Genomic DNA, 19,434 nt, shown 5'->3' with positions numbered 1-19,434 from the left:
ACCGGGCCGCCGGACCGCGGCCCGGCGGCTGCCTGCCCCGATGTTCGCTGCGAGCGTGTCCGGAGCGCCGCATCCGGGTCCCCTCTCCGGGCTAATGTGGACCGGGTACGGCGCGGCTGATCGCGCACAACCGACCATCGGAGGGACAAAGCCGTGGAGGTCAAGATCGGCGTGCAGCACGCACCCCGGGAGATCGTGCTGGAGAGCGACTTGAGCGCCGAGGAGCTGGAGCGCATCGTCACCGCCGCGCTGACCGGTTCGGAGCCGCTGCTGAGCCTCACCGACAACAAGGGCCGCAAGGTCCTGGTGCCGGCCGACCGCCTGTCCTACGTGGACCTGGGCGAGCCGAGCGTACGCAAGGTCGGTTTCGGCGCGATCTGACGGATTGCGTCCGGCATTCGGAAGAACTGGGTGAAACGGCCCGGTGGTTGATCCACCGGGCCGTTTCCCTTTCCTCCGCTTCGGGTAGGACCGCAGTGAACCGGTTTGCCCCTGACCTGCGGGAGACCCCCATGCTGCTGTTGGAAGCGCTCGGCTCCGCCCTCCTGGGCCTCGCCCTTGCCGGAGTGGCCCTGCGCGTGCTGGCGCAGCGGCTGCCGTCCCCGAGGGTGGTGCTGGTCAGCGGGGTGCTGGGGGCGCTGTTCGGGGCTTGGCTGACACAGTTCGCGCTCGGCCCGGGGCACAACACCCTCTTCGCGACCCTGACCGGCTCGGTGCTGGTGTCCGCGGTCGTGCTCTCGCTGCTGCTGCGCCCCGGCGCGGGCCCCCGGCGCTCATCGCGCCGGGCTCCGTTTTCGCTTCCCTCGCAGGGCTGACCGGTCCTCCGGCCGGGACGGTCCGTCCGGGCGCAGCCACCTCGTACGCCGGCCCCGGCGCGGGATTCCGCGCCGGGGCCGGCGTACGAGCGGGTAAAACGATCAGGCGGCGAGGCCCAGTGCGGCCATGCGCTTGGTGTGCGCCTTGGTGATGCGGGTGAACATCTCTCCGACGGCCGCCAGGTCGAAGCCGGCCGCCATCCCGTCCACGCCGCCCACCAGCATCGTGGAGAGCGCGTCGCGCTCGGCGACCACGCGCTGCGCCTGCGAGAGCGCCTCGCCCATCAGCCGGCGGGCCCACAGCGCGAGCCGGCCGCCGCAGCGCGGGTCGGCCTCGATGGCCGCGCGCACCTTCTCGACGGCGAAGCCGCCGTGGCCGGTGTCGTCGAGCACGCTCACGACGAGGGCGCGGGTGTCGGTGTCCAGGTGGGTGGCGACCTCGCGGTAGAAGTCGCTGGCGATCGAGTCGCCGACGTAGGCCTTGACCAGGCCCTCCAGCCAGTCCGAGGGCGCGGTCTGGCGGTGGAAGTCGTCGACGCCCTTCGCGAAGGGCTCCATGGCGGCGGTGGGCTCGGCGTCGATCGCCGCGAGGCGGTCGCGCAGCCGCTCGAAGTGGTGGAACTCCGCGGAGGCCATCTTCGCGAGCTCGGCCTTGTCGTCGAGGGTGGGCGCGAGCTTCGCGTCCTCCGCGAGGCGCTCGAAGGCCGCGAGCTCTCCGTACGCGAGCGCTCCCAGCAGGTCCACGACGGCTGCCCGGTACTGCGGCGAGGCGGAGGCGGTCGCCCAGTCCTGGGCGGCGATCCCGGTCGCCTCGGCGGCGGCGCTGTCGTCGGAGGGCGATGCGTTATCAACGGTCGACATGCTCCGCACAATAGCCCGCCGGAACCCCGCTCAAGGCACCGCATCGGGTCACTGGCGGTCCGCCTAAACGCGACTACCAGGTGAATTCACCCGACACACCTGCGCGATTCCGGGGTACAGTGGTAATGCGCCTGCCGGATACTCGGCGGGCCATCCGAATGAGGATGCCCGGTCGGTGGCCCGATCGGCTCCACCCGACCGCCCTCGGCGTGATGCGTACGTCCATGCGTACCGCCTCTCCACGAGGGGCCCCCTCAGCGGCACAAGCGCTTGAGCGAAGGCCAGTGGTCCCGCGCAGCTTCGTATGTACGTTGCAGTACTGCAAGCCAGGCACGGTACGACCCCCCTCGCCGCCTCGCGCCGCGTCTCACAGAAGAGGCAGCACCCTGACTACGTTCCGAGACCTCGGGATCTTTCCCGAGACGGCCGAAGCCCTTGAGGCCGTCGGCATTGTGTCCCCCTTCCCGATCCAGGAGATGACCCTCCCCGTCGCCCTTTCCGGCACGGACGTCATCGGCCAGGCCAAGACCGGAACCGGCAAGACGCTCGGTTTCGGCCTTCCGCTGCTGGAGCGGGTCGTCGTCCCCGCGGACGTCGAGGCCGGCCGGGCGACGCCCGAGCAGCTCACCGACGCCCCGCAGGCCCTCGTCGTCGTCCCGACGCGCGAGCTGTGCACCCAGGTCACCAACGACCTGCTGACCGCCGGCAAGGTCCGCAACGTCCGCGTCCTCGCCATATACGGCGGCCGCGCGTACGAGCCCCAGGTCGAGGCGCTCAAGAAGGGCGTCGACGTGATCGTCGGCACCCCGGGCCGCCTGCTCGACCTGGCCGGCCAGCGCAAGCTCGACCTGTCGCACGTCAAGGCCCTCGTACTGGACGAGGCCGACGAGATGCTCGACCTGGGCTTCCTGCCCGACGTCGAGAAGATCATCAACTACCTCCCGGCCAAGCGCCAGACGATGCTGTTCTCGGCGACCATGCCGGGCGCGGTCATCGGCCTGGCCCGCCGCTACATGACGCAGCCGACGCACATCCGCGCCACCTCGCCCGAGGGCGAGGGCGTCACCGTCGCCAACATCAAGCAGCACGTCTTCCGTGCCCACAACATGGACAAGCCGGAGCTCGTCTCCCGCATCCTGCAGGCCGAGGGCCGCGGGCTGGCCATGATCTTCTGCCGTACGAAGCGCACGGCGGCCGACATCGCCGAGCAGCTGGAGAAGCGCGGCTTCGCGTCCGGCGCCGTCCACGGCGACCTGGGCCAGGGCGCGCGCGAGCAGGCGCTGCGCGCGTTCCGCAACGGCAAGGTCGACGTGCTGGTCTGCACCGACGTCGCCGCGCGCGGCATCGACGTCGAGGGCGTCACCCACGTCATCAACTACCAGACGCCGGAAGACGAGAAGACCTTCCTGCACCGTGTGGGCCGCACCGGCCGCGCGGGCAACAAGGGCACCGCCGTCACCCTGGTCGACTGGGACGACATCCCCCGCTGGCAGCTGATCAACAAGGCGCTGGAGCTGGACTTCCACGACCCGGTCGAGACGTACTCCACGTCGCCGCACCTGTTCGAGGAGCTGCACATCCCGGCCGGCACCAAGGGCATCCTGCCGCGCGCCGAGCGCGTGCGGGCCGGCCTGAAGGCCGAGGAGCTCGAGGACCTGGGCGAGACCGGCGGCCGCGGTGGCCGTGGCGGTCGCGGTGACCGCGGTGACCGCGGTCCGGCCGCCGCCGCGGCCCCGGCCGAGGAGCGTGCCGCCCGTACGCGCACCCCGCGCCAGCGCCGCCGTACGCGGGGCGGCAGCGAGCTCGGTGCCGAGGCCGCCGCCGTCGTGGCGCCGGTGGCCGAGGCCCCCGAGGCTCCGGCCGCCGACGAGGCGCGCAAGCCGCGCCGCCGCCGGACGCGTTCGGTGACCACGGCCGTCGCCGCGGCCGCCGCCGTGGCCGAGCAGGACCCGGTCACCCCGGTCGCGCCGGTCGTCGAGGCCGCGCACGTCGCCGTCGCCGAGGCTCCGGCCGAGGAGGCCCCGGTCAAGGCCCGCCGCACCCGCACCCGCAAGGTCGCGGAGGCCCCGGTCTTCGCGGAGCCGGAGTTCGTGCAGGCCCCGTCGGCGGAGCCGGTCAAGGCCGAGCCCGTCACGGCGGAGCCGGTCAAGGCCGAGCCGGTCCGGGCCCGCCGGGTCCCGACCCAGAAGCCCGTCCTCGCCCAGGTGACCCCGATCGCCGAGGCTCCGGCCGCGGAGACGGTGGTCAAGGCCCGCCGGACCCGTACCCGCAAGGTCGTCGACGCGGCCCCGGAGCCGGACTTCCAGGTGGCGCCGCTCGTGGAGCCCCCGGTCAAGGTCCGCCGTACCGCCACCACCCGGACCCGCAAGGTCGCGGAGGCCGCTCCGGTCGCCGAGACCGCCGCGGTGGCCGAGGAGGCCGCGGTCAAGCCGAAGCGCACCCGGACCCGCAAGGCCGCCGCTGCCGTCGTCGAGGCTCCGGCCGCGCCGGTGGCCGAGGAGGCCCCCGCGAAGCCGAAGCGCACGCGGACCCGCAAGGCCGTCGCTCCCGCCGCGGAGACCGCGGAGGCCTGATCCCCGCCTCGCCGTCCGGTGGCCCGGTCCCCTTCCGAGGGGGCCGGGCCACCGGCGTGTCCGGGCCGCACCCACCGCCCTACGCGCCGGTAACCCTCGGCCGGTAGCCTCTGGCCCATGAGCAAGCCGCCCCGCCTCACGCTGCCGTCCGGTGCCCGCGCGCACCTCCTGTCCACCTCCCGCGGCGAGTTCGCCGTGCACGAGGCCGGCGAGCCGGTGCGCGGCACCGCCCTGCTGGTCCCCGGGTTCACGGGGAGCAAGGAGGACTTCATCGGCCTCCTGGAGCCGCTGGCCGCCGCCGGGTACCGGGTGGTCGCGGTCGACGGGCGCGGGCAGCACGAGAGCCCGGGCCCGCGCGAGGAGTCGGCGTACGCGCTGGAGGAGCTGGCGCAGGACGTGCTCGCCCAGGCGGCCGCCGTGGACGGGGGTCCGGTCCACCTGGTCGGCCATTCGCTGGGCGGGCTGATCGCGCGGGCCGCCGTACTGCGCGACGCGGCGCCCTTCGCCTCCCTGACGCTGATGAGCAGCGGGCCGGCCGCGATCGCCGAGGACCAGCAGGAGCGTACGAAGCTGCTGGTCGCCGCGCTGGAGGCGATGCGCGAAGACATGCCGGGAGTCTGGACGGCGATGCGGTCCTTCGACCCGGAGGACGCCGTGCCCGACTCCCCCGAGCTCGCGGGGTTCCTGCGCGAGCGGTGGCTGGCCACGGTGCCGGAGCAGCTGATCGCCACGGGCCGGATCCTGGTCTCCGAACCGGACCGGGTGGCCGGGCTGGCCGCCGTGGAGCTGCCGAAGCTGGTGTTGTCGGGTGAGGTCGACTACGCGTGGCCGGTCCCGCTGATGGACGAGATGACGGAGCGGCTGGGTGCGGCCCGGGTGGTCGTGGCGGGTACCGAGCACTCCCCCAACGCGGAAGATCCGCAGGTCACGGCCGGTGCACTGGCCTCGTTCTGGGGCGCCCACCCGCGCGGTTAGTTAGCGAGTGAAAAAATTTCCTTAGCGTAGGGAATGTTTGCCTCTTACACTTCGTTGGAACAGTGCAAGGAGAACACTGACGAAGGGAGAAGCCCCATGCGCTTCGAGATTCTGCGCCTGGACGATGTCGACGGATCCGCCGTGGACAGCACCGTCGTGGACGCGGCCTCCGTCAACCGGATCGTGCAGCAGGCGGCCGCCGTAGGCCAGCGCATTCTGATCCGACCGGCCGAGAGTGCGTCCTCCTGACACTCCGCACGACGACGTCGAACGCCCCCGCACCGGGATCGGTGCGGGGGCGTTCGCGTGCACGGGGCGGACGGGACCGGTCAGGCCGCGTGGATGACCTGGAGCACGCCGTTGATGATCTGCTGGACGGCGATCGCGGAGAGCATCATGCCGGCCAGGCGCGTCACGAGGACGACGCCGCCGTCCTTGATGATCCGGATGATCACCAGCGAGTAGCGCATGGCGGTCCACAGCACGAGGTGCATGGCGATGATCGCCAGCCAGACCGACACCTGCGCGGCGACCCCGTCCGCCTTCTGCACGGCGAGGATGACGGAGACGATCGCACCGGGACCGGCGAGCAGCGGCATGCCGAGCGGGACGAGGGCGACGTTCACGTCCTTGGTCTGCTTGGGCTCGTCGTTCTTGCCGGTGAGCAGGTCCAGCGCGATGAGCAGGAGCAGCAGACCGCCCGCGATCATCAGCGCGGGCACGGAGACGTGCAGGTAGTCCAGGATCTGCTGGCCGCAGATGCCGAAGACGGCGATGACGCCGAAGGCCACGCAGACGGCCTGCCAGGCCATGCGGCGCTGCACCTTGGCGGGTCGGCCCGAGGTCAGGGCGAGGAAGATCGGCGTGATCCCCGGGGGGTCCATAATCACAAAAAGCGTGAGAAATAGGGATCCGAAGACGGCGAAGTCGAACACAGTGATGCCTTGCAGGAGAGAGGGGTGTTTCGAAGAGAGGAAGAAGGGGCGCGGCGGCGTGCGTGCGCGCCGGTCGGCGCGTCAGGCGCCGGTCGCTCCGCCGGCGCCCGGGACGGGGAAGGCCCCCGTCGCCCGGCGCGTGATCTCGCCGTAGATCTCGGGGTCGGTCGTGTACTCGCCGAGGCGGCACGTCTTGCGGCTGCCGTGGTAGTCGCTGGACCCGGTCGTCAGGAGTCCGAGCTCGCCGGCCAGGGCGCGCAGCCGCCCGCGCGTGTCGCCGTCGTGGTCCATGTGGTCCACCTCGATCCCGTCCAGGCCCGCGGACGCCAGCTCGGCTATCGCGGACTCGGGGACGCACCGGCCGCGCTTGACGGCGGCGGGGTGGGCGAAGACGGTGACCCCGCCGGCCGCCTTGACCAGGCGGATGGCGTCGAAGGGGTCGAGCTCGTGCTTCTCGGCGTGCGCGCGGCCGCCGTCGGCGAGCCAGTCCGGGGTGAACGCGTCGGACACGGTGGGGACGACGCCCAGCTCGACGAGCGCGGCGGCGATGTGCGGCCGCCCGACGGAGCCGTTGCCGGCGATCCGGGACACCTGCTCCCAGGTGACGTCGACGCCGAGTTCCCGGAGCTTGCCGATCATGGTGTGGGCGCGCGGGGTGCGGTCGTCGCGGACGAGCTCCCGCTCGCGGGCGAGCTCGGGCTCCTCGGGGTCGAAGAGGTACGCGAGCAGGTGCATCCCGATGCCGTCGAGCCGGCAGGACAGCTCCATGCCGGTGACGAGGGTGAGCCCGGGCGGCAGCGCGGCGAGGGCTTCGGCGTATCCCCGGACGGTGTCGTGGTCGGTCAGCGCGACCACGTCGAGCCCGGCGGCGGCCGCATTGCGGACCAGCTCGGCGGGGGTGTCGGTCCCGTCGGAGGCCGTGGAGTGGGCGTGCAGATCGATGCGCACGGCCGGTGCTCCAGGGGTCTCGCGGGTACGGGGGGACACCCCAGGATAACGCCCGCCCGCGGTCCGGGTGCCACGCCGCCCGCCGCCCGGCCCCGGCACGGGCCCCGGGTGGTGTCCGGCGAGACGCCCGCTACGGACCGAGCACGCGCGGGCTCAGCGCGCCGCACGGCAGGAGTTCGACCTCGGAGCCCGCGTCCCGCAGGTCCGTCAGCACGAGTTCGTCGTACATCAGCAGGCCCGACTGCTCCGGCCAGACGACGGCCCACAGCCACAGTCCGCGCGCCTCGCCGGCGAACACGGCCCGGTCGTCCGGGGCTCCCTTGACGTGCCACAGCGGTGTCGGGCGGCCCGCCGCGACGACCTTGACGTGCGGCGGCGTCGAGACGTCGATGTAGTGACCGGGGTCGGGTCCGTCGATCCCGGCGTACCGCGCGCCGAGTCCGACTCCCAACTCCTCCGCGACCAGCAGCAGCTCGCCGATCCCGCCGAGCGGTCCGGGACCCGAGCAGGCCACCGCCGTCGCCCTGCCCCCGCTCCGGTCGTCACCGGCCGCCGCGACCCCGGTGAACAGCCACCCCACCGGCAGCGGCCACGGCATCCACACCGGCACCTGCGCCCGGTTCACCACCACGCCCAGGCCTTCGACGCTCGGCGGGATGACGGGCTGCAGCGGATGCACCGTGCCGTGCACCGCGCACTGCCACGAGTCGGAGAAGAGCCCGGGCGCCCTGACCCGGCCACCGCACTTCGGGCAAGTTGGTTCGCCCCTCATAAAGAGCCACGCTCCTCCCCGCCCGGCGCCCCGTCAAGACACGATCACCCGTCCGGATGTCCCGGCCCGGATGTCCCGGTGCGTATTCCTCAGTCCAGCGGCACTGCGCCGCGCAGCGGATCCCGCAGATCCGTACCGTGCGACAGCCAGCGTTCCTGGAGGGCCGCCGCGCCGTGCACCCTCTTCCACGCGGCCTCGTTCGCCGTCATCGGCAGCAGTGGGAGGAAGTGCACGGGGTCCATGGGCTCGTCGAGTTCCAGGTCCTCCACCAGCCCGCCGGGCTCCGCGACGAGTACGGAGGTGAACGGCGCCCCGTCCCACAGCGGCCCGCCCACGTCGAGCGAGGCGCCGGGGGACACGACCAGTCCCTCCACCTGCGGCGCGGCGCCCAGCACCGCGAGCGGCCGCAGCAGCTTGTCGGTGGGCGCGAGTCCCGCCCGCACGGTCAGCACGAGCTCGGCGCGCGGCCCGCGCAGCGGGTCGGCGACCACGACGGTGGGGTCGCTCATCGGATGCGCGGACATGCCGAGGGTCGCGTACCGCACGAGGTCCCCCTCGGCGAAGCGGAGCACTTCGATGCGGTCGGTGCCGAGGAAGGTGACGGCGGCGCGGGCGTCGGGTTCGCCGAGGGCGCTGCGCAGCCGGGCTTCGACGAGAGCCAGAATTTGTGCCATGAAGCGAGCATAGAACTCGTATGAGGCGGGTAAAGGGCGGGTCTTGACCATCCGTCGGCTGATAATGTTGACCGCTGGTCGGGGCCACACTCTTGAAGAGCTGTTTCGGGGCAGCCGACGACAGGACGTCCTCCACGGGGGACCGGCCGGAGGAGGTGGGGCTGCAATGGATCGAAGTCGATCGTGCAGTACCAACCGCTCTTCCACTCTCTGTACGGGCATCACGGACACGCTTCCGCCCGTTTGATCATCTGATCAGTAGAAGAGCGACGGCGGAACTCTGTCTTCCCGTCCTGTTCCTTCCGTTCGCCCGGGCCCGCCCGCCCGCCGCGGCCGCGCCACCCGGAAGGGACCTCCCACCCGTACGGTCCGCAGCCGTGCGTGCGAAGGAGCCTGCCATGTCGATGCTGCCCTACCTGCGTGCCGCCGTACGTCCGGCCCTGCGCAGGTCCACCCCGTCCCAGCCCGGCTACGACACCACGCGCGACCCGTCCGCGAGCAGCGCGGTCGTCGACTGCGCCGTGTACCGCGACGGCCGACGCGCCCTGGGCTCGGCCTGCCTGACCCCCCGTGAGGCGATGGCCCGGGTCCGCGAGAGCGGCGGGTTCGCCTGGATCGGCCTGCACGAGCCGACCGAGGCCGAGTTCGCGGGGATCGCCGCCACCTTCGGCCTGCACCCGCTCGCCGTGGAGGACGCGGTGCACGCGCACCAGCGGCCGAAGCTGGAGCGCTACGACGACACCCTCTTCACCGTCTTCAAGACGATCCACTACGTGGAGCACGCCGAACTCACCGCCACCAGCGAGGTGGTGGAGACCGGCGAGGTGATGTGCTTCACCGGCCCCGACTTCGTGATCACGGTCCGGCACGGCGGCCAGGGCTCCCTGCGGTCCCTGCGCCACCGCCTCCAGGACGACCCCGAGCTGCTCGCCAAGGGCCCCTCGGCCGTCCTGCACTCCATCGCCGACCACGTCGTCGACGGGTACATCGCGGTCGCGGCGGCCGTCCAGGACGACATCGACGAGGTGGAGAACGCGGTGTTCGCCGCGCCCGCCAAGGGCAGCGCGCGCGGCGGCGACGCGGGCCGCATCTACCAGCTCAAGCGCGAGGTGCTGGAGTTCAAGCGGGCCGTCTCGCCGCTGCTGCGGCCGATGGAGCTGCTGAGCGAGCGTCCGATGCGGCTGGTGGACCCGGACATCCAGAAGTACTTCCGCGACGTCGCCGACCACCTGGCGCGCGTGCACGAGCAGGTCATCGGCTTCGACGAGCTGCTGAACTCGATCCTCCAGGCCAACCTCGCGCAGGCGACGGTCGCCCAGAACGAGGACATGCGCAAGATCACCTCGTGGGCGGCGATCATCGCCGTCCCGACGATGATCTGCGGGGTCTACGGGATGAACTTCGAGCACATGCCCGAGCTCCACTGGCGCTACGGATACCCGATGGTGATGGCCGCGATCGCCGGGTCCTGCTTCACCATCCACCGCGCGCTGCGCCGCCACGGCTGGCTCTAGGGGGTGTCCGCAAAGTCCCGCCTGCCCCGCGGCGCACGGCGCTACTTTGCGGACACCCCCTGGCAGCCGTGGGGGTACCCCCTACTCTGTTGCGCATGACTCTCAGCGCGCTCGACCTGGCCCTCGTCGAGGAGGCCACCAAGAAGTCCGGCCTGATCTGGGTCCGCGGCTCCGGGGCCGACCGGGCCCTGTGGCACGCCTGGGTCGACGGCGCCGCCCACGTGCTGGGCGACGGGCCCGGGGAGCAGCCGTTCCCGGGGCTCGCGGACGGCGGGACCGCCGAGGTGACCGTACGGAGCAAGGACAAGGGCGGCCGGCTGGTCGCCTGGACGGCGGCCGTACGGGAGCTGGCGCCCGGCGGCGAGCCGTGGCAGGCGGCCGTCGCCGAGCTGAAGGGGAAGCGGCTGAACGCGCCCGACTCGGAGCAGATGACCGAGCGGTGGGCGCGCGAGTGCCGGCTGCTGCGGCTGGAGCCGGTGGCGGTGAGCACCGATCTGCCCGGCGGCTCGCTGGCGGCGGCCCCGCTGGGCTCCCCGGCGGTCACCCGCAGGCCCGTCCCGGCCGGGCTGCCGAAGCTGCTGCTCAAGCGGAAGAAGGCGGCCCGCTAGGCCGTGTCCTTCGGATCGGGCCGGGCCGGGCCGGGCCGGACCGCTCCCGCGGCCGCGGGGCCTCCCGTACCGCTACTTCGTCGGGTTCGAGCCCTGCCCGGTGCCCTTGCCCGGGCTCGGTGACGGGCCGGAGCCCCCGCCCGACTCCTTCGTCGTCGGCATCTGGGTGCCGTAGTCGACGGTCTGGTCCTGCGCGGGCGCCTCCAGCGGGAAGGCCTTGCCCCACTCGGCGAGCTCGACCTGGCCGGCCCCGCCGGCCCGCTCCAGGCGCAGCGGGTAGGGGGTCCCCTCCAGCGAGACCGACAGCTTGCCGCCCTTGCCCTTGTCGGCCGTGACCTGGACCGCGCGGGTGTGCCCGACCTTGGTGTAGTCGTCCTCCTTGGCGAGCTTGCCGTCGAGTCCGAGCAGCCCGTCGAGCAGCACGTGCATGTCGGTGAACCCGCGGAACTGCTTGTACGTGGGGTCGCCCTGGGGCACCTTCACGTACTTGTCGCCGAGCTTGCCCGCCGAGTCCGACTTCCCCCAGAAGGCCGCGCTCGCCTTGAGGTAGAGCTGCTCCCCCACCCGCAGCACCTGGAAGGTGTCCTCCTGCGACTTCACCTCGCCGGAGCCGCCGTCCTTGCCCAGCCGCATGTCGAGCGCGAAGGACTTGCCGCCGCTGACGAGCGTGCCGGACAGGTGGACCGAGGCGGCGGCGCCGGCCGCGGCCTTCGCCTTGTCCTCGATCTGGTCGGCGGACAGCTTGCCGACCCCGTTGGTGCCCTCGTCCGGGTCCGCGCCGCAGCCCGTGGCGGTGACGGCCAGGCCCGCGAACAGGACACCGACGAAGGCCGCCCGGCGCAGCCGAACGGCGGGGAGGTGGGCGGTCACGGGCAGGTACCTCTCGTCGTGCGTCGTGTCGTGCGTCGTGCGTCGCGTGCCGTGCGTCGTGTTTCGTGCGTCGCGTGCCGTGCGTCGTGGAGCAGCAGGCAGCGTACCCGCCCGTAGCCACCGCACCGGGCGGGTGGTCCGCCCGTACCCACGGGCGGCCGCCCCACCAGGACGCTCTCCCGGGGCACGGGCTAGCCTGAGGGGCGGCAGGACTGAGGACCGACGCTCTAGGAGGCGCTCGCATGGCTGGTGGCGCCCCGCGGATCTTCGTCTCGCATCTGTCGGGTGTGCCCGTCTTCGACCCCAACGGCGACCAGGTCGGCCGTGTCCGCGACCTCGTCGCGATGCTGCGCGTCGGCGGGCGCCCGCCGCGGCTGCTGGGCCTGGTGGTCGAGGTGGTCAGCCGGCGCCGGATCTTCCTCCCGATGACCCGGGTGACGGGCGTGGAGTCCGGGCAGGTCATCACCACCGGCGTCGTCAACATGCGGCGCTTCGAGCAGCGGCCCACCGAGCGCCTGGTCCTCGGCGAACTGCTGGACCGCCGGGTGACGCTGGGCACCACGGGCGAGGAGGTCACCGTCCTCGACGTGGCCATCCAGCAGCTGCCGGCCCGCCGCGACTGGGAGATCGACAAGATCTTCGTGCGCAAGGGCAAGAGCGGTGCGCTGCGCCGGCGCGGGGAGACGCTGACCGTGGAGTGGTCGGCGGTGACCGGCTTCTCGCTGGAGGAGGAGGGCCAGGGCGCCGAGAGCCTGGTGGCCACCTTCGAGCAGATGCGCCCGGCCGACGTGGCGAACGTCCTGCACCACCTGACGCCGAAGCGGCGCGCCGAGGTGGCCAGCGCCCTCGACGACGACCGGCTCGCGGACGTCATGGAGGAGCTGCCCGAGGACGAGCAGGTGGAGATCCTCGGCAAGCTGAAGGAGGAGCGCGCCGCCGACGTCCTGGAGGCGATGGACCCGGACGACGCGGCCGACCTGCTCTCCGAGCTCCCGGCCGACGACATGGAGCGGCTGCTGACGCTGATGCAGCCGGACGACGCGGCCGACGTGCGGCGCCTGCTGTCGTACGAGGAGAACACCGCGGGCGGTCTGATGACGACGGAGCCGATCGTGCTGCGGCCCGACGCGACGGTCGCGGACGCGCTGGCCCGCGTACGGCAGGCGGACCTGTCGCCGGCGCTGGCCGCGCAGGTGTACGTGTGCCGGCCGCCGGACGAGACGCCCACGGGCAAGTACCTGGGCACGGTGCACTTCCAGCGGCTGCTGCGGGACCCCCCGTTCACGCTGGTGAGCTCGATCGTGGACACCGGCCTGCCGCCGCTGCGTCCGGACGCCTCGCTGGCCCAGGTGACGAGCTACCTCGCCGCCTACAACATGGTCGCGGTACCGGTGGTCGACGAGAGCGGCTCGCTGCTGGGCGCGGTGACCGTGGACGACGTACTGGACCACCTGCTGCCGGACGACTGGCGGGAGACGGACTTCCACGCCGAGGAGGTCTCCAGTGGGCAGTGAACGGCGGGGCGAGCCGGCGCGCGAGCGGCGCCGTGAGCAGATCCGCGTGCGGCGCGAGCTGGCGCGCGAGCACGCCCGTGAGTTCGCGCGCGAGCAGGGGCTCACGGGCCGCGAGGAGGAGTCGGCCGAGCGGCTGCGGTCCAAGGCGGCCGCCTCCTCGACCGGCTCGACCGCGCTGAGCCGCTCGCCGCGGGTGCGCCTGGACCAGCCCCGGTCGGACCGGCGGCGGGTGCTTCCGGTGTACGACCCGGAGGCGTTCGGGCGGCTGTCGGAGCGGGTGGCGCGCTTCCTCGGCACGGGCCGGTTCATCGTCTACATGACGCTGGTCATCATCGTCTGGGTGCTGTGGAACATCTTCGCGCCCACGCACCTGCGGTTCGACGAGTACCCGTTCATCTTCCTGACGCTGATGCTCTCGCTGCAGGCCTCGTACGCGGCTCCGCTGATCCTGCTCGCGCAGAACCGGCAGGACGACCGCGACCGGGTCAACCTGGAACAGGACCGCAAGCAGAACGAGCGCTCCATCGCGGACACCGAGTACCTGACCCGGGAGATCGCGGCGCTGCGGATGGGCCTGGGCGAGGTCGCGACCCGCGACTGGATCCGGTCGGAGTTCCAGGACCTGATCAAGGAGATGGACGAGCGCCGGCTATTCCCGGCGGAGAGTGACGAAGGCGACCGCTAGCGGCCTTTCCTGCGGCAGGCTACCGAGCCGTACCATCGGGGCATGGCTACCGACACAAGCTCCGCCGCCGTGCCTGAGCAGGACGCGATCCTCGACGCGCTGGCGACGGTGAACGACCCCGAGATCCACCGGCCGATCACCGAGCTCGGCATGGTCAAATCGGTGGAGATCGGCGACGGCGGCGAGGTCGCGGTCACGGTCTACCTGACGGTGTCGGGCTGCCCCATGCGCGAGACGATCACCAAGAACGTCACCGAGGCCGTCGAGCGGGTCGCGGGCGTCACCTCGGTCGCGGTCACGCTGGACGTGATGAGCGACGAGCAGCGCAAGGACCTGGCGGCGACGCTGCGCGGCGGCACCGCCGAGCGCGAGGTCCCGTTCGCCAAGCCGGGCTCGCTGACCCGCGTCTACGCGGTCGCCTCCGGCAAGGGCGGCGTCGGCAAGTCCTCGGTGACGGTGAACCTGGCCGCGGCGATGGCCGCGGACGGACTGAAGGTCGGCGTCGTCGACGCGGACATCTACGGCCACAGCGTGCCGCGCATGCTGGGCGTGGAGGGCCGCCCGACCCAGGTCGAGAACATGATCATGCCGCCGTCCGCGAACGGCGTGAAGGTCATCTCCATCGGCATGTTCACCCCGGGCAACGCGCCCGTGGTGTGGCGCGGTCCGATGCTGCACCGGGCGCTGCAGCAGTTCCTGGCGGACGTGTTCTGGGGCGACCTGGACGTGCTGCTGCTGGACCTGCCGCCGGGTACGGGCGACATCGCGATCTCGGTGGCCCAGCTGGTGCCGAACGCGGAGATCCTGGTCGTGACCACCCCGCAGCAGGCCGCGGCCGAGGTCGCGGAGCGGGCCGGCTCGATCGCGGTGCAGACGCACCAGAAGATCGTCGGCGTCGTGGAGAACATGTCCGGGCTGCCGTGCCCGCACTGCGACGAGATGGTCGACGTGTTCGGCTCGGGCGGCGGCCAGAAGGTCGCCGACGGCCTGACGAAGACGGTCGGCGCGACGGTGCCGGTGCTCGGCTCGATCCCGATCGACGTACGGCTGCGCGAGGGCGGCGACGAGGGCAAGCCGGTCGTCCTGTCGGACCCGGACTCCCCGGCCGGCGCGGCGCTGCGCTCCATCGCGGGCAAGCTGGGCGGCCGCGCCCGGGGCCTGGCCGGCATGTCGCTGGGCATCACCCCGCGCAACAAGTTCTGAGCGTTCCGAACGAGGAGGGCACCGCCGGGCAGCGGTGCCCTTTCCCGTACCCGGACTACTCGTACGCCGCGATGTCGCCGATCACCGAGAAGCCGAGTCCGTACGCGCTCATCCCGCGCCCGTACGCACCCACGTGCACGCCGCCCGGCGTCGATCCGGCCAGGACCCAGCCGAACTCCGACTCGCGGTAGTGGAACGGCGTCGGCTCCCCGTCGACCGGGAGCGACAGCGTCGACCAGTCCGGCCCCGCCAGGTCGTCGGCGAGCTCCCACGCCGCCTCGGTCTGCTGGTCGAGCCAGTCGTCGCGCAGGGTGTGGTCCATCTGGCCCGGCCAGCTGTACGCCAGCAGCCCCGAGCCGGCCAGCCAGGCCGCCGAGGAGACCGAGGTGGCCTCCAGGACTCCGGTGCCGTCACTGCTGCGGCGCAGCGGGTTGCTCGCGACGGTGACGACCACCGCGAAGCGCTCCTTCTCGCCGGTCGCGAGCTCTCCGCGCGCGGACGGCTCGTCGCCGTGGCCGGTGGAACCGTGCTCGACGGTGCCGTCGGCCCCGGTGCCCACCTGCATGAGCCAGCGCGGGCCGGTGAAGGCCCCGTCCAGCCCGTACCAGGGGAAATCGGCCCGCAGGTACCCCTGTGCCGTCCGGCGGGCCGCCGGGACGGGCGCGGCGGCCTCCTCGGGCTGCGCGGGGGCCGGCTGCGGGGGTGCGGCGGCGGTCTCGGCCGGCGCGGGCTGCGGCTGCGCGGCCGGCGCACCTGGTGCGGCAGCGGGAGCGGGCGCCTCGGCGGGCTGCGCCCCTACCCGGCTACTGCTCGTCGTCTCCATCGATGCGGCCTCTCGTTCCGTGGGGTCCGGAACGCGCCCTCCCCCACGTGTCGTCGGGGGGACCCCCACCCTGGGGCGTCCTGGGTCCGGACTCATGGAGGATAGCCACAGGACCCCGGATCGCCCGGGAAGGCTCGAACGAGGGGGTGTCTCAGGTGGCGTCGGCGTCGTACGGGGTGCGCAGCTCGGCGGCCGGGGCGGCGGGCTTCTTCAGCAGGTCCGGGCCGGTGGCGGCGGGCGCGCCGGAGGAGCCGGCGGCGGCCGGGGCGGAGTCGGCCTCGCGGCTGTTCACGGCGTCGGTGACGTCGTTCAGCTCCTTGCGGAGATCGAAGGTGCTCCGGATCTCCTTCAGGTCCTCGTTCTCGCTCAGCTGCTTGCGCAGGAACGTCTTCGGGTTCAGGTCCTCGAATTCGAAGTCCTTGAACTCGGGGCCGAGTTCGGACCGGATGTCCTGCTTCGCGCTGTCGGAGAACGCGCGGATCTTCCGGATCACCCCGGTGACGTCCTGGATCACCTTGGGCAGCTTGTCCGGGCCGAAGATGAGGATGGCGAGCACCACGATCGTGACCAGCTCGAGTGCGCCTATGTCGTTGAACACCTTGCCGCTCCTCGGCTCTTTTCACTTCGGGCCACGACACACGGTACCCGGCGTTGTCCGCGGGCCCATACATCGGTGCCGCATCGGCCCGGGATTCTCCATCTGGTCATGATCCGTTCGCCGAACCGAGCACCAGCTCCAGCGTGCGCTCCCGGCCGTCGCGCAGAACGGTCAGGGTGAGCGGATCGCCGGGGCGGTGGGCGCGGATCTTGATGACGAGCTCGTCGCCGCCGTGCACGCGTACGCCGTCCACCTTGGTGATCACGTCGCCGCCCTGGATCCCGGCCCGGGCCCCGGGGCCGTCGGGGGTGACGGCGGGCTTGCCGCCCTCGCCCTTGGTCCCGACGCGGGCCCCGTCGCCGGTGTACTCCATGTCGAGGGTGACGCCGATGACGGGGTGGGTGGCGCGGCCGGTGCGGATCAGCTCCTCGGCGACGCGCTTGCCCTGGTTGACCGGGATGGCGAAGCCGAGCCCGATGCTGCCGCTCTGCTTCTCGGAATCGCCCTTGTCGGCTCCCCGGATGGCGCTGTTGATGCCGATCACGCGGGCCTTGGCGTCGAGGAGCGGGCCGCCGGAGTTGCCGGGGTTGATGGGGGCGTCGGTCTGGAGGGCGTCGACGTAGCTGATGTCGCTGCCGTCGCCCTTGTCGCCGCCGGCGGTGATGGGGCGGCCGGTGGCGCTGATGATGCCGGCGGTGACGGTGTTGGAGAGGTCGAAGGGCGCGCCGATGGCCACGACGGGGTCGCCGACCTTCACGTTCTCGGAGTTCCCGAGGGAGAGCGGCTGCAGGCCCCGTACGCCCTCGACCTTGACCACGGCCAGGTCGTAGCCGCTGTCGCGGCCGACCAGCTCGGCGGTGACGCTCTCGCCGGTGCTGAAGGTGACCGTTATGTCCTTGGCGTCGGAGACGACGTGGTTGTTGGTGAGGATGTGGCCCTGGCCGTCGAGGACGAAGCCGGTTCCGGTGCCGCTGCCGGTGGTGCCGCGTACGTGGAGGGTGACGACTCCGGGCAGCGCGGTGGCGGCGATGCCGGCCACGCTCTCGGGGGCGCGGCCCTTGTTCTCGACGGCGGCCTGGGGCAGTTCGAGGCGCGTGCTGCTCTGCCGCTCGGCGAGCACGCCGAGCCACCCGCCGATGCCGCCGGCCAGCAGGGCGATGCCGAGGCCGAGCGCGAGGGCGTGCCGCATCCGCACCACGTGCCCGCCGCCGGCCGCCTTGCCCTGGTCAGCCACCTGCAGCGGCTGCTCGCCCCAGGGGTCGTAGCGCGGCGCCGCGGCGGCCCCGGCCGGTCCGGGCGCGGGCTCGGCCGCCGGATCGGGACCCGGCCCGGGCTCGGACCCGGCCTCCGGACCGGAACCCGACCCGGCTGCCGCCTCCGGCGCCGCGTGCGGGGCGGCGGGGCGGCTCCACCACGTCGGGGCCGTGTCGGACTGCTGCTGGTCGGCCATGGGCGCTCCCCTGGGGGCGATACCTGTAGCACCGCCGGGCGGCGCACCTGCCGCCGATTCAACCAGGTCCTCCGCCGACCGGGGGCTCCGCCCCCGGTCACCCGCGCCTCAGCGGGTCAGCGAGACCGGACGGGGAGAGATCGACGGATGCACCGGGGGGAGCGGAGCCGTCGGTCTGGGGCCCGCCACGAAACCGGGGCCGGGAGCGCGGTCACGGACCACCGCGTCCGTCACCGACACCGCCGGTCCCGGACGTGACGCCGGGGCCTCGCCCCGTACGGTCGGGTCCAGGGAGTCGACCGGGAGCGAGCCGCCCAGGGCGATCGCGGCCAGCGAGACCGCCCCGGCCGCCACGAACGCGAAGCGGCGGCGCGGCCGCCCCACCTCGTGGATGCGGAAGCCCTGCTGCGGCGCGGCCGGGGCCACGTACCCGAAGAGATCGGCGCCGGGCGGACCCAGCGGACCGGAGGACGGACCCGACGGCCCGTCGGGGCCGCCGCCCGGCAGGCCCTGCAGCCGGGCCAACAGCCCGGCCGACAGCGGCGGCGGCGCGCTCTCGACGAAAAGGCTCTTCAGGCGCCGCTGCGCATCGGCCTCGGCCTTGCACTTGGCGCACGTGGCCAGATGCGCCAGGACCCGCTCGCGCGCGTCATGGCTCAGTTCACCGTCGACCAGGGCGGCCAGCCGGTCACCCAGGTGCTGTTCGGCAGGAGAGGGGCTGACTCCGCTCACTCGGTTCCGCCCTCTCCCCCGGCACCCGGTGCGCCCACCGCCACTCCCGCCAGGGCCCGCTGCTCGGCCCGGGCCTCGGGGGACCGGTGCTTGAGCGCCTTGCGCAGGTGCGAGCGGCCCCGGTGGATACGGCTGCGCACGGTGCCGAGCTTCACGCCCAGCGTCGCGGCGATCTCCTCGTACGACAGGCCCTCGATGTCACACAGCACCACGGCCGCGCGGAACTCGGGCGCGAGGGTGTCCAGCGCCTGCTGCACGTCCGCGTCGAAGTGGGTGTCGTGCAGGACCTGCTGCGGGGACGGCTCGCGGCTCGGCAGCCGCTCGGCGGCGTCGTCGGCGAGCGCGTCGAAGCGGATCCGCTGCTTGCGGCGGACCATGTCGAGGAACAGGTTGGTGGTGATCCGGTGCAGCCAGCCCTCGAACGTGCCGGGGGTGTACGTGGACAGCGAGCGGAAGACGCGGACGAAGACCTCCTGCGTCAGGTCCTCGGCGTCGTGCTGGTTGCCCGTCAGACGGTAGGCAAGGCGGTAGACCCGCGCGCTGTGCGTGCTGACGATCTCCTCCCATGAAGGAGGGGTCCACGCCTGGGTGCCCGCATCGGCGGCAAAGGTCGCGGTGGTTGCGGTGGCAGCGGTGTGGAAGCGGTCAGCAATGTCGGTCACGGATTTCGGCTCACCCGCCGACCAGAAGAGGCGTCTGAATACACCTCCACGATCCACAGGCGCAGCCGCACCTCCCCTATCGGCTCTGGTGGTGTCCAGTGGAGTCCCTACCATAGCCACCCCTCCCGTCAGCTCCGGATAAGTGTTTTTGCAGTAACTTTGCACGTGCCCGCGACCGGCCGGGCCGTCGATCTGCCCGCTGCCGCCCCATCTATCCCGGCC

General features: G+C 72.6%; 20 protein-coding genes and 1 pseudogene. 10 read left to right on the top strand and 11 right to left on the bottom strand.

Annotated elements, in window-relative coordinates; all coding sequences use genetic code 11:
• The first annotated feature begins 153 nt into the window (after positions 1-153).
• A complete protein-coding gene (locus ACFYZS_RS01080) occupies positions 154-381 on the top strand; it encodes a DUF3107 domain-containing protein (RefSeq protein ID WP_389005504.1) in 228 nt (75 codons plus the stop codon).
• A 131-nt stretch (positions 382-512) separates the two neighbouring features.
• On the top strand, positions 513-815 hold the full coding sequence (locus ACFYZS_RS01075; protein WP_389005502.1) for a hypothetical protein: 303 nt from the start codon (positions 513-515) through the stop codon (positions 813-815).
• A 102-nt stretch (positions 816-917) separates the two neighbouring features.
• On the opposite strand, the gene ACFYZS_RS01070 is transcribed toward ACFYZS_RS01075, so the two are convergent.
• On the bottom strand, positions 918-1,676 hold the full coding sequence (locus ACFYZS_RS01070; protein ID WP_389005500.1) for a ferritin-like fold-containing protein: 759 nt from the start codon (positions 1,674-1,676) through the stop codon (positions 918-920).
• 476 nt (positions 1,677-2,152) lie between these two features.
• Between ACFYZS_RS01070 and ACFYZS_RS01065 the strand changes: the two genes are divergently transcribed.
• From ACFYZS_RS01065 to ACFYZS_RS01055, 3 genes are all read left to right on the top strand, one after another.
• On the top strand, positions 2,153-4,249 hold the full coding sequence (locus tag ACFYZS_RS01065; protein WP_389005498.1) for a DEAD/DEAH box helicase: 2,097 nt from the start codon (positions 2,153-2,155) through the stop codon (positions 4,247-4,249).
• 117 nt (positions 4,250-4,366) lie between these two features.
• Positions 4,367-5,224 carry an alpha/beta fold hydrolase gene (locus ACFYZS_RS01060; protein WP_389005496.1) on the top strand — a complete coding sequence of 286 codons (858 nt, stop codon included), beginning with the start codon at positions 4,367-4,369 and terminating at the stop codon, positions 5,222-5,224.
• A 96-nt stretch (positions 5,225-5,320) separates the two neighbouring features.
• On the top strand, positions 5,321-5,473 hold the full coding sequence (locus ACFYZS_RS01055) for a hypothetical protein (RefSeq protein ID WP_166663124.1): 153 nt from the start codon (positions 5,321-5,323) through the stop codon (positions 5,471-5,473).
• An 80-nt stretch (positions 5,474-5,553) separates the two neighbouring features.
• Here the strand turns inward: ACFYZS_RS01055 and ACFYZS_RS01050 are convergent, their stop codons facing one another.
• The 4 genes from ACFYZS_RS01050 to ACFYZS_RS01035 form a co-directional block, all read right to left on the bottom strand.
• Positions 5,554-6,159 carry a MarC family protein gene (locus ACFYZS_RS01050; RefSeq protein WP_389005493.1) on the bottom strand — a complete coding sequence of 202 codons (606 nt, stop codon included), beginning with the start codon at positions 6,157-6,159 and terminating at the stop codon, positions 5,554-5,556.
• A gap of 81 nt (positions 6,160-6,240) precedes the next feature.
• On the bottom strand, positions 6,241-7,107 hold the full coding sequence (locus ACFYZS_RS01045; protein WP_389005491.1) for a PHP domain-containing protein: 867 nt from the start codon (positions 7,105-7,107) through the stop codon (positions 6,241-6,243).
• Between the two features lie 130 nt (positions 7,108-7,237).
• A complete protein-coding gene (locus ACFYZS_RS01040) occupies positions 7,238-7,879 on the bottom strand; it encodes a DUF6758 family protein (RefSeq protein ID WP_389005489.1) in 642 nt (213 codons plus the stop codon).
• An 89-nt stretch (positions 7,880-7,968) separates the two neighbouring features.
• Positions 7,969-8,553, bottom strand: a complete 585-nt coding sequence (locus ACFYZS_RS01035) for a suppressor of fused domain protein (RefSeq protein ID WP_389005487.1) — start codon at positions 8,551-8,553, stop codon at positions 7,969-7,971.
• 398 nt (positions 8,554-8,951) lie between these two features.
• Here ACFYZS_RS01035 and ACFYZS_RS01030 point away from each other — a divergent pair, with 398 nt between their 5' ends.
• The gene (locus tag ACFYZS_RS01030; RefSeq protein ID WP_384705210.1) at positions 8,952-10,067 is read left to right on the top strand and encodes a magnesium and cobalt transport protein CorA; all 1,116 of its coding nucleotides are present in this window, start codon (positions 8,952-8,954) and stop codon (positions 10,065-10,067) included.
• A 95-nt stretch (positions 10,068-10,162) separates the two neighbouring features.
• Entirely contained in the window at positions 10,163-10,675 is a 513-nt protein-coding gene (locus tag ACFYZS_RS01025) for a hypothetical protein (protein WP_389005485.1), read from the top strand.
• A gap of 72 nt (positions 10,676-10,747) precedes the next feature.
• On the opposite strand, the gene ACFYZS_RS01020 is transcribed toward ACFYZS_RS01025, so the two are convergent.
• Positions 10,748-11,545, bottom strand: coding sequence for a hypothetical protein (locus ACFYZS_RS01020; RefSeq protein WP_389005483.1), 798 nt, complete (start codon positions 11,543-11,545; stop codon positions 10,748-10,750).
• Positions 11,546-11,787: 242 nt separating this feature from the next.
• On the opposite strand from ACFYZS_RS01020, the gene ACFYZS_RS01015 reads away from it, so the two are divergent.
• The 3 genes from ACFYZS_RS01015 to ACFYZS_RS01005 all read left to right on the top strand — a co-directional run bounded on the left by ACFYZS_RS01015 (position 11,788) and on the right by ACFYZS_RS01005 (position 14,947).
• The gene (locus tag ACFYZS_RS01015) at positions 11,788-13,059 is read left to right on the top strand and encodes a magnesium transporter MgtE N-terminal domain-containing protein (RefSeq protein ID WP_389005481.1); all 1,272 of its coding nucleotides are present in this window, start codon (positions 11,788-11,790) and stop codon (positions 13,057-13,059) included.
• Between the two features lie 133 nt (positions 13,060-13,192).
• Entirely contained in the window at positions 13,193-13,744 is a 552-nt protein-coding gene (locus ACFYZS_RS01010) for a DUF1003 domain-containing protein (RefSeq protein ID WP_030153443.1), read from the top strand.
• A gap of 87 nt (positions 13,745-13,831) precedes the next feature.
• Complete coding sequence (locus ACFYZS_RS01005; protein WP_030868322.1) at positions 13,832-14,947, top strand: Mrp/NBP35 family ATP-binding protein; 1,116 nt, start codon at positions 13,832-13,834, stop codon at positions 14,945-14,947.
• Positions 14,948-15,002: 55 nt separating this feature from the next.
• Here ACFYZS_RS01005 and ACFYZS_RS01000 read toward each other — a convergent pair whose 3' ends face one another.
• From ACFYZS_RS01000 to sigE, 5 genes and pseudogenes are all read right to left on the bottom strand, one after another.
• Positions 15,003-15,770: a hypothetical protein gene (locus tag ACFYZS_RS01000; RefSeq protein WP_389005479.1), complete on the bottom strand. Its 768-nt coding sequence runs from the start codon at positions 15,768-15,770 to the stop codon at positions 15,003-15,005.
• A gap of 151 nt (positions 15,771-15,921) precedes the next feature.
• Positions 15,922-16,368, bottom strand: coding sequence for a sec-independent translocase (locus tag ACFYZS_RS00995; protein WP_389005477.1), 447 nt, complete (start codon positions 16,366-16,368; stop codon positions 15,922-15,924).
• A gap of 106 nt (positions 16,369-16,474) precedes the next feature.
• On the bottom strand, positions 16,475-17,818 hold the full coding sequence (locus ACFYZS_RS00990) for a S1C family serine protease (RefSeq protein WP_389005475.1): 1,344 nt from the start codon (positions 17,816-17,818) through the stop codon (positions 16,475-16,477).
• 135 nt (positions 17,819-17,953) lie between these two features.
• Positions 17,954-18,550: pseudogene (locus ACFYZS_RS00985) on the bottom strand (zf-HC2 domain-containing protein); the annotation flags it as partial.
• Positions 18,547-19,326 carry an RNA polymerase sigma factor SigE gene (sigE, locus tag ACFYZS_RS00980; RefSeq protein ID WP_078621824.1) on the bottom strand — a complete coding sequence of 260 codons (780 nt, stop codon included), beginning with the start codon at positions 19,324-19,326 and terminating at the stop codon, positions 18,547-18,549. The pseudogene ACFYZS_RS00985 and the gene sigE, both read right to left, overlap by 4 nt.
• Positions 19,327-19,434 lie beyond the last annotated feature (108 nt).

Origin of the sequence: Streptomyces sp. NPDC001903 (assembly GCF_042891345.1) — a bacterium.
Lineage (GTDB): Bacteria > Actinomycetota > Actinomycetes > Streptomycetales > Streptomycetaceae > Streptomyces.
The sequence above is the reverse complement of the archived record's forward strand: the minus strand, read 5'-3'. Positions and strand labels throughout refer to the sequence as shown.

What these genes read in the sequence shown, in the direction of transcription:
- sigE (WP_078621824.1), bottom strand. Translation starts at nt 19,326, where the DNA reads ATGGTAGGGACTCCACTGGACACCACCAGAGCCGATAGGGGAGGTGCG.
- ACFYZS_RS01070 (WP_389005500.1), bottom strand. Translation starts at nt 1,676, where the DNA reads ATGTCGACCGTTGATAACGCATCGCCCTCCGACGACAGCGCCGCCGCC.
- ACFYZS_RS01055 (WP_166663124.1), top strand. Translation starts at nt 5,321, where the DNA reads ATGCGCTTCGAGATTCTGCGCCTGGACGATGTCGACGGATCCGCCGTG.
- ACFYZS_RS01035 (WP_389005487.1), bottom strand. Translation starts at nt 8,553, where the DNA reads ATGGCACAAATTCTGGCTCTCGTCGAAGCCCGGCTGCGCAGCGCCCTC.
- ACFYZS_RS01065 (WP_389005498.1), top strand. Translation starts at nt 2,153, where the DNA reads ATGACCCTCCCCGTCGCCCTTTCCGGCACGGACGTCATCGGCCAGGCC.
- ACFYZS_RS01025 (WP_389005485.1), top strand. Translation starts at nt 10,163, where the DNA reads ATGACTCTCAGCGCGCTCGACCTGGCCCTCGTCGAGGAGGCCACCAAG.
- ACFYZS_RS01075 (WP_389005502.1), top strand. Translation starts at nt 513, where the DNA reads ATGCTGCTGTTGGAAGCGCTCGGCTCCGCCCTCCTGGGCCTCGCCCTT.
- ACFYZS_RS01000 (WP_389005479.1), bottom strand. Translation starts at nt 15,770, where the DNA reads ATGGAGACGACGAGCAGTAGCCGGGTAGGGGCGCAGCCCGCCGAGGCG.
- ACFYZS_RS01060 (WP_389005496.1), top strand. Translation starts at nt 4,367, where the DNA reads ATGAGCAAGCCGCCCCGCCTCACGCTGCCGTCCGGTGCCCGCGCGCAC.
- ACFYZS_RS01040 (WP_389005489.1), bottom strand. Translation starts at nt 7,879, where the DNA reads ATGAGGGGCGAACCAACTTGCCCGAAGTGCGGTGGCCGGGTCAGGGCG.
- ACFYZS_RS00990 (WP_389005475.1), bottom strand. Translation starts at nt 17,818, where the DNA reads ATGGCCGACCAGCAGCAGTCCGACACGGCCCCGACGTGGTGGAGCCGC.
- ACFYZS_RS01030 (WP_384705210.1), top strand. Translation starts at nt 8,952, where the DNA reads ATGTCGATGCTGCCCTACCTGCGTGCCGCCGTACGTCCGGCCCTGCGC.
- ACFYZS_RS01015 (WP_389005481.1), top strand. Translation starts at nt 11,788, where the DNA reads ATGGCTGGTGGCGCCCCGCGGATCTTCGTCTCGCATCTGTCGGGTGTG.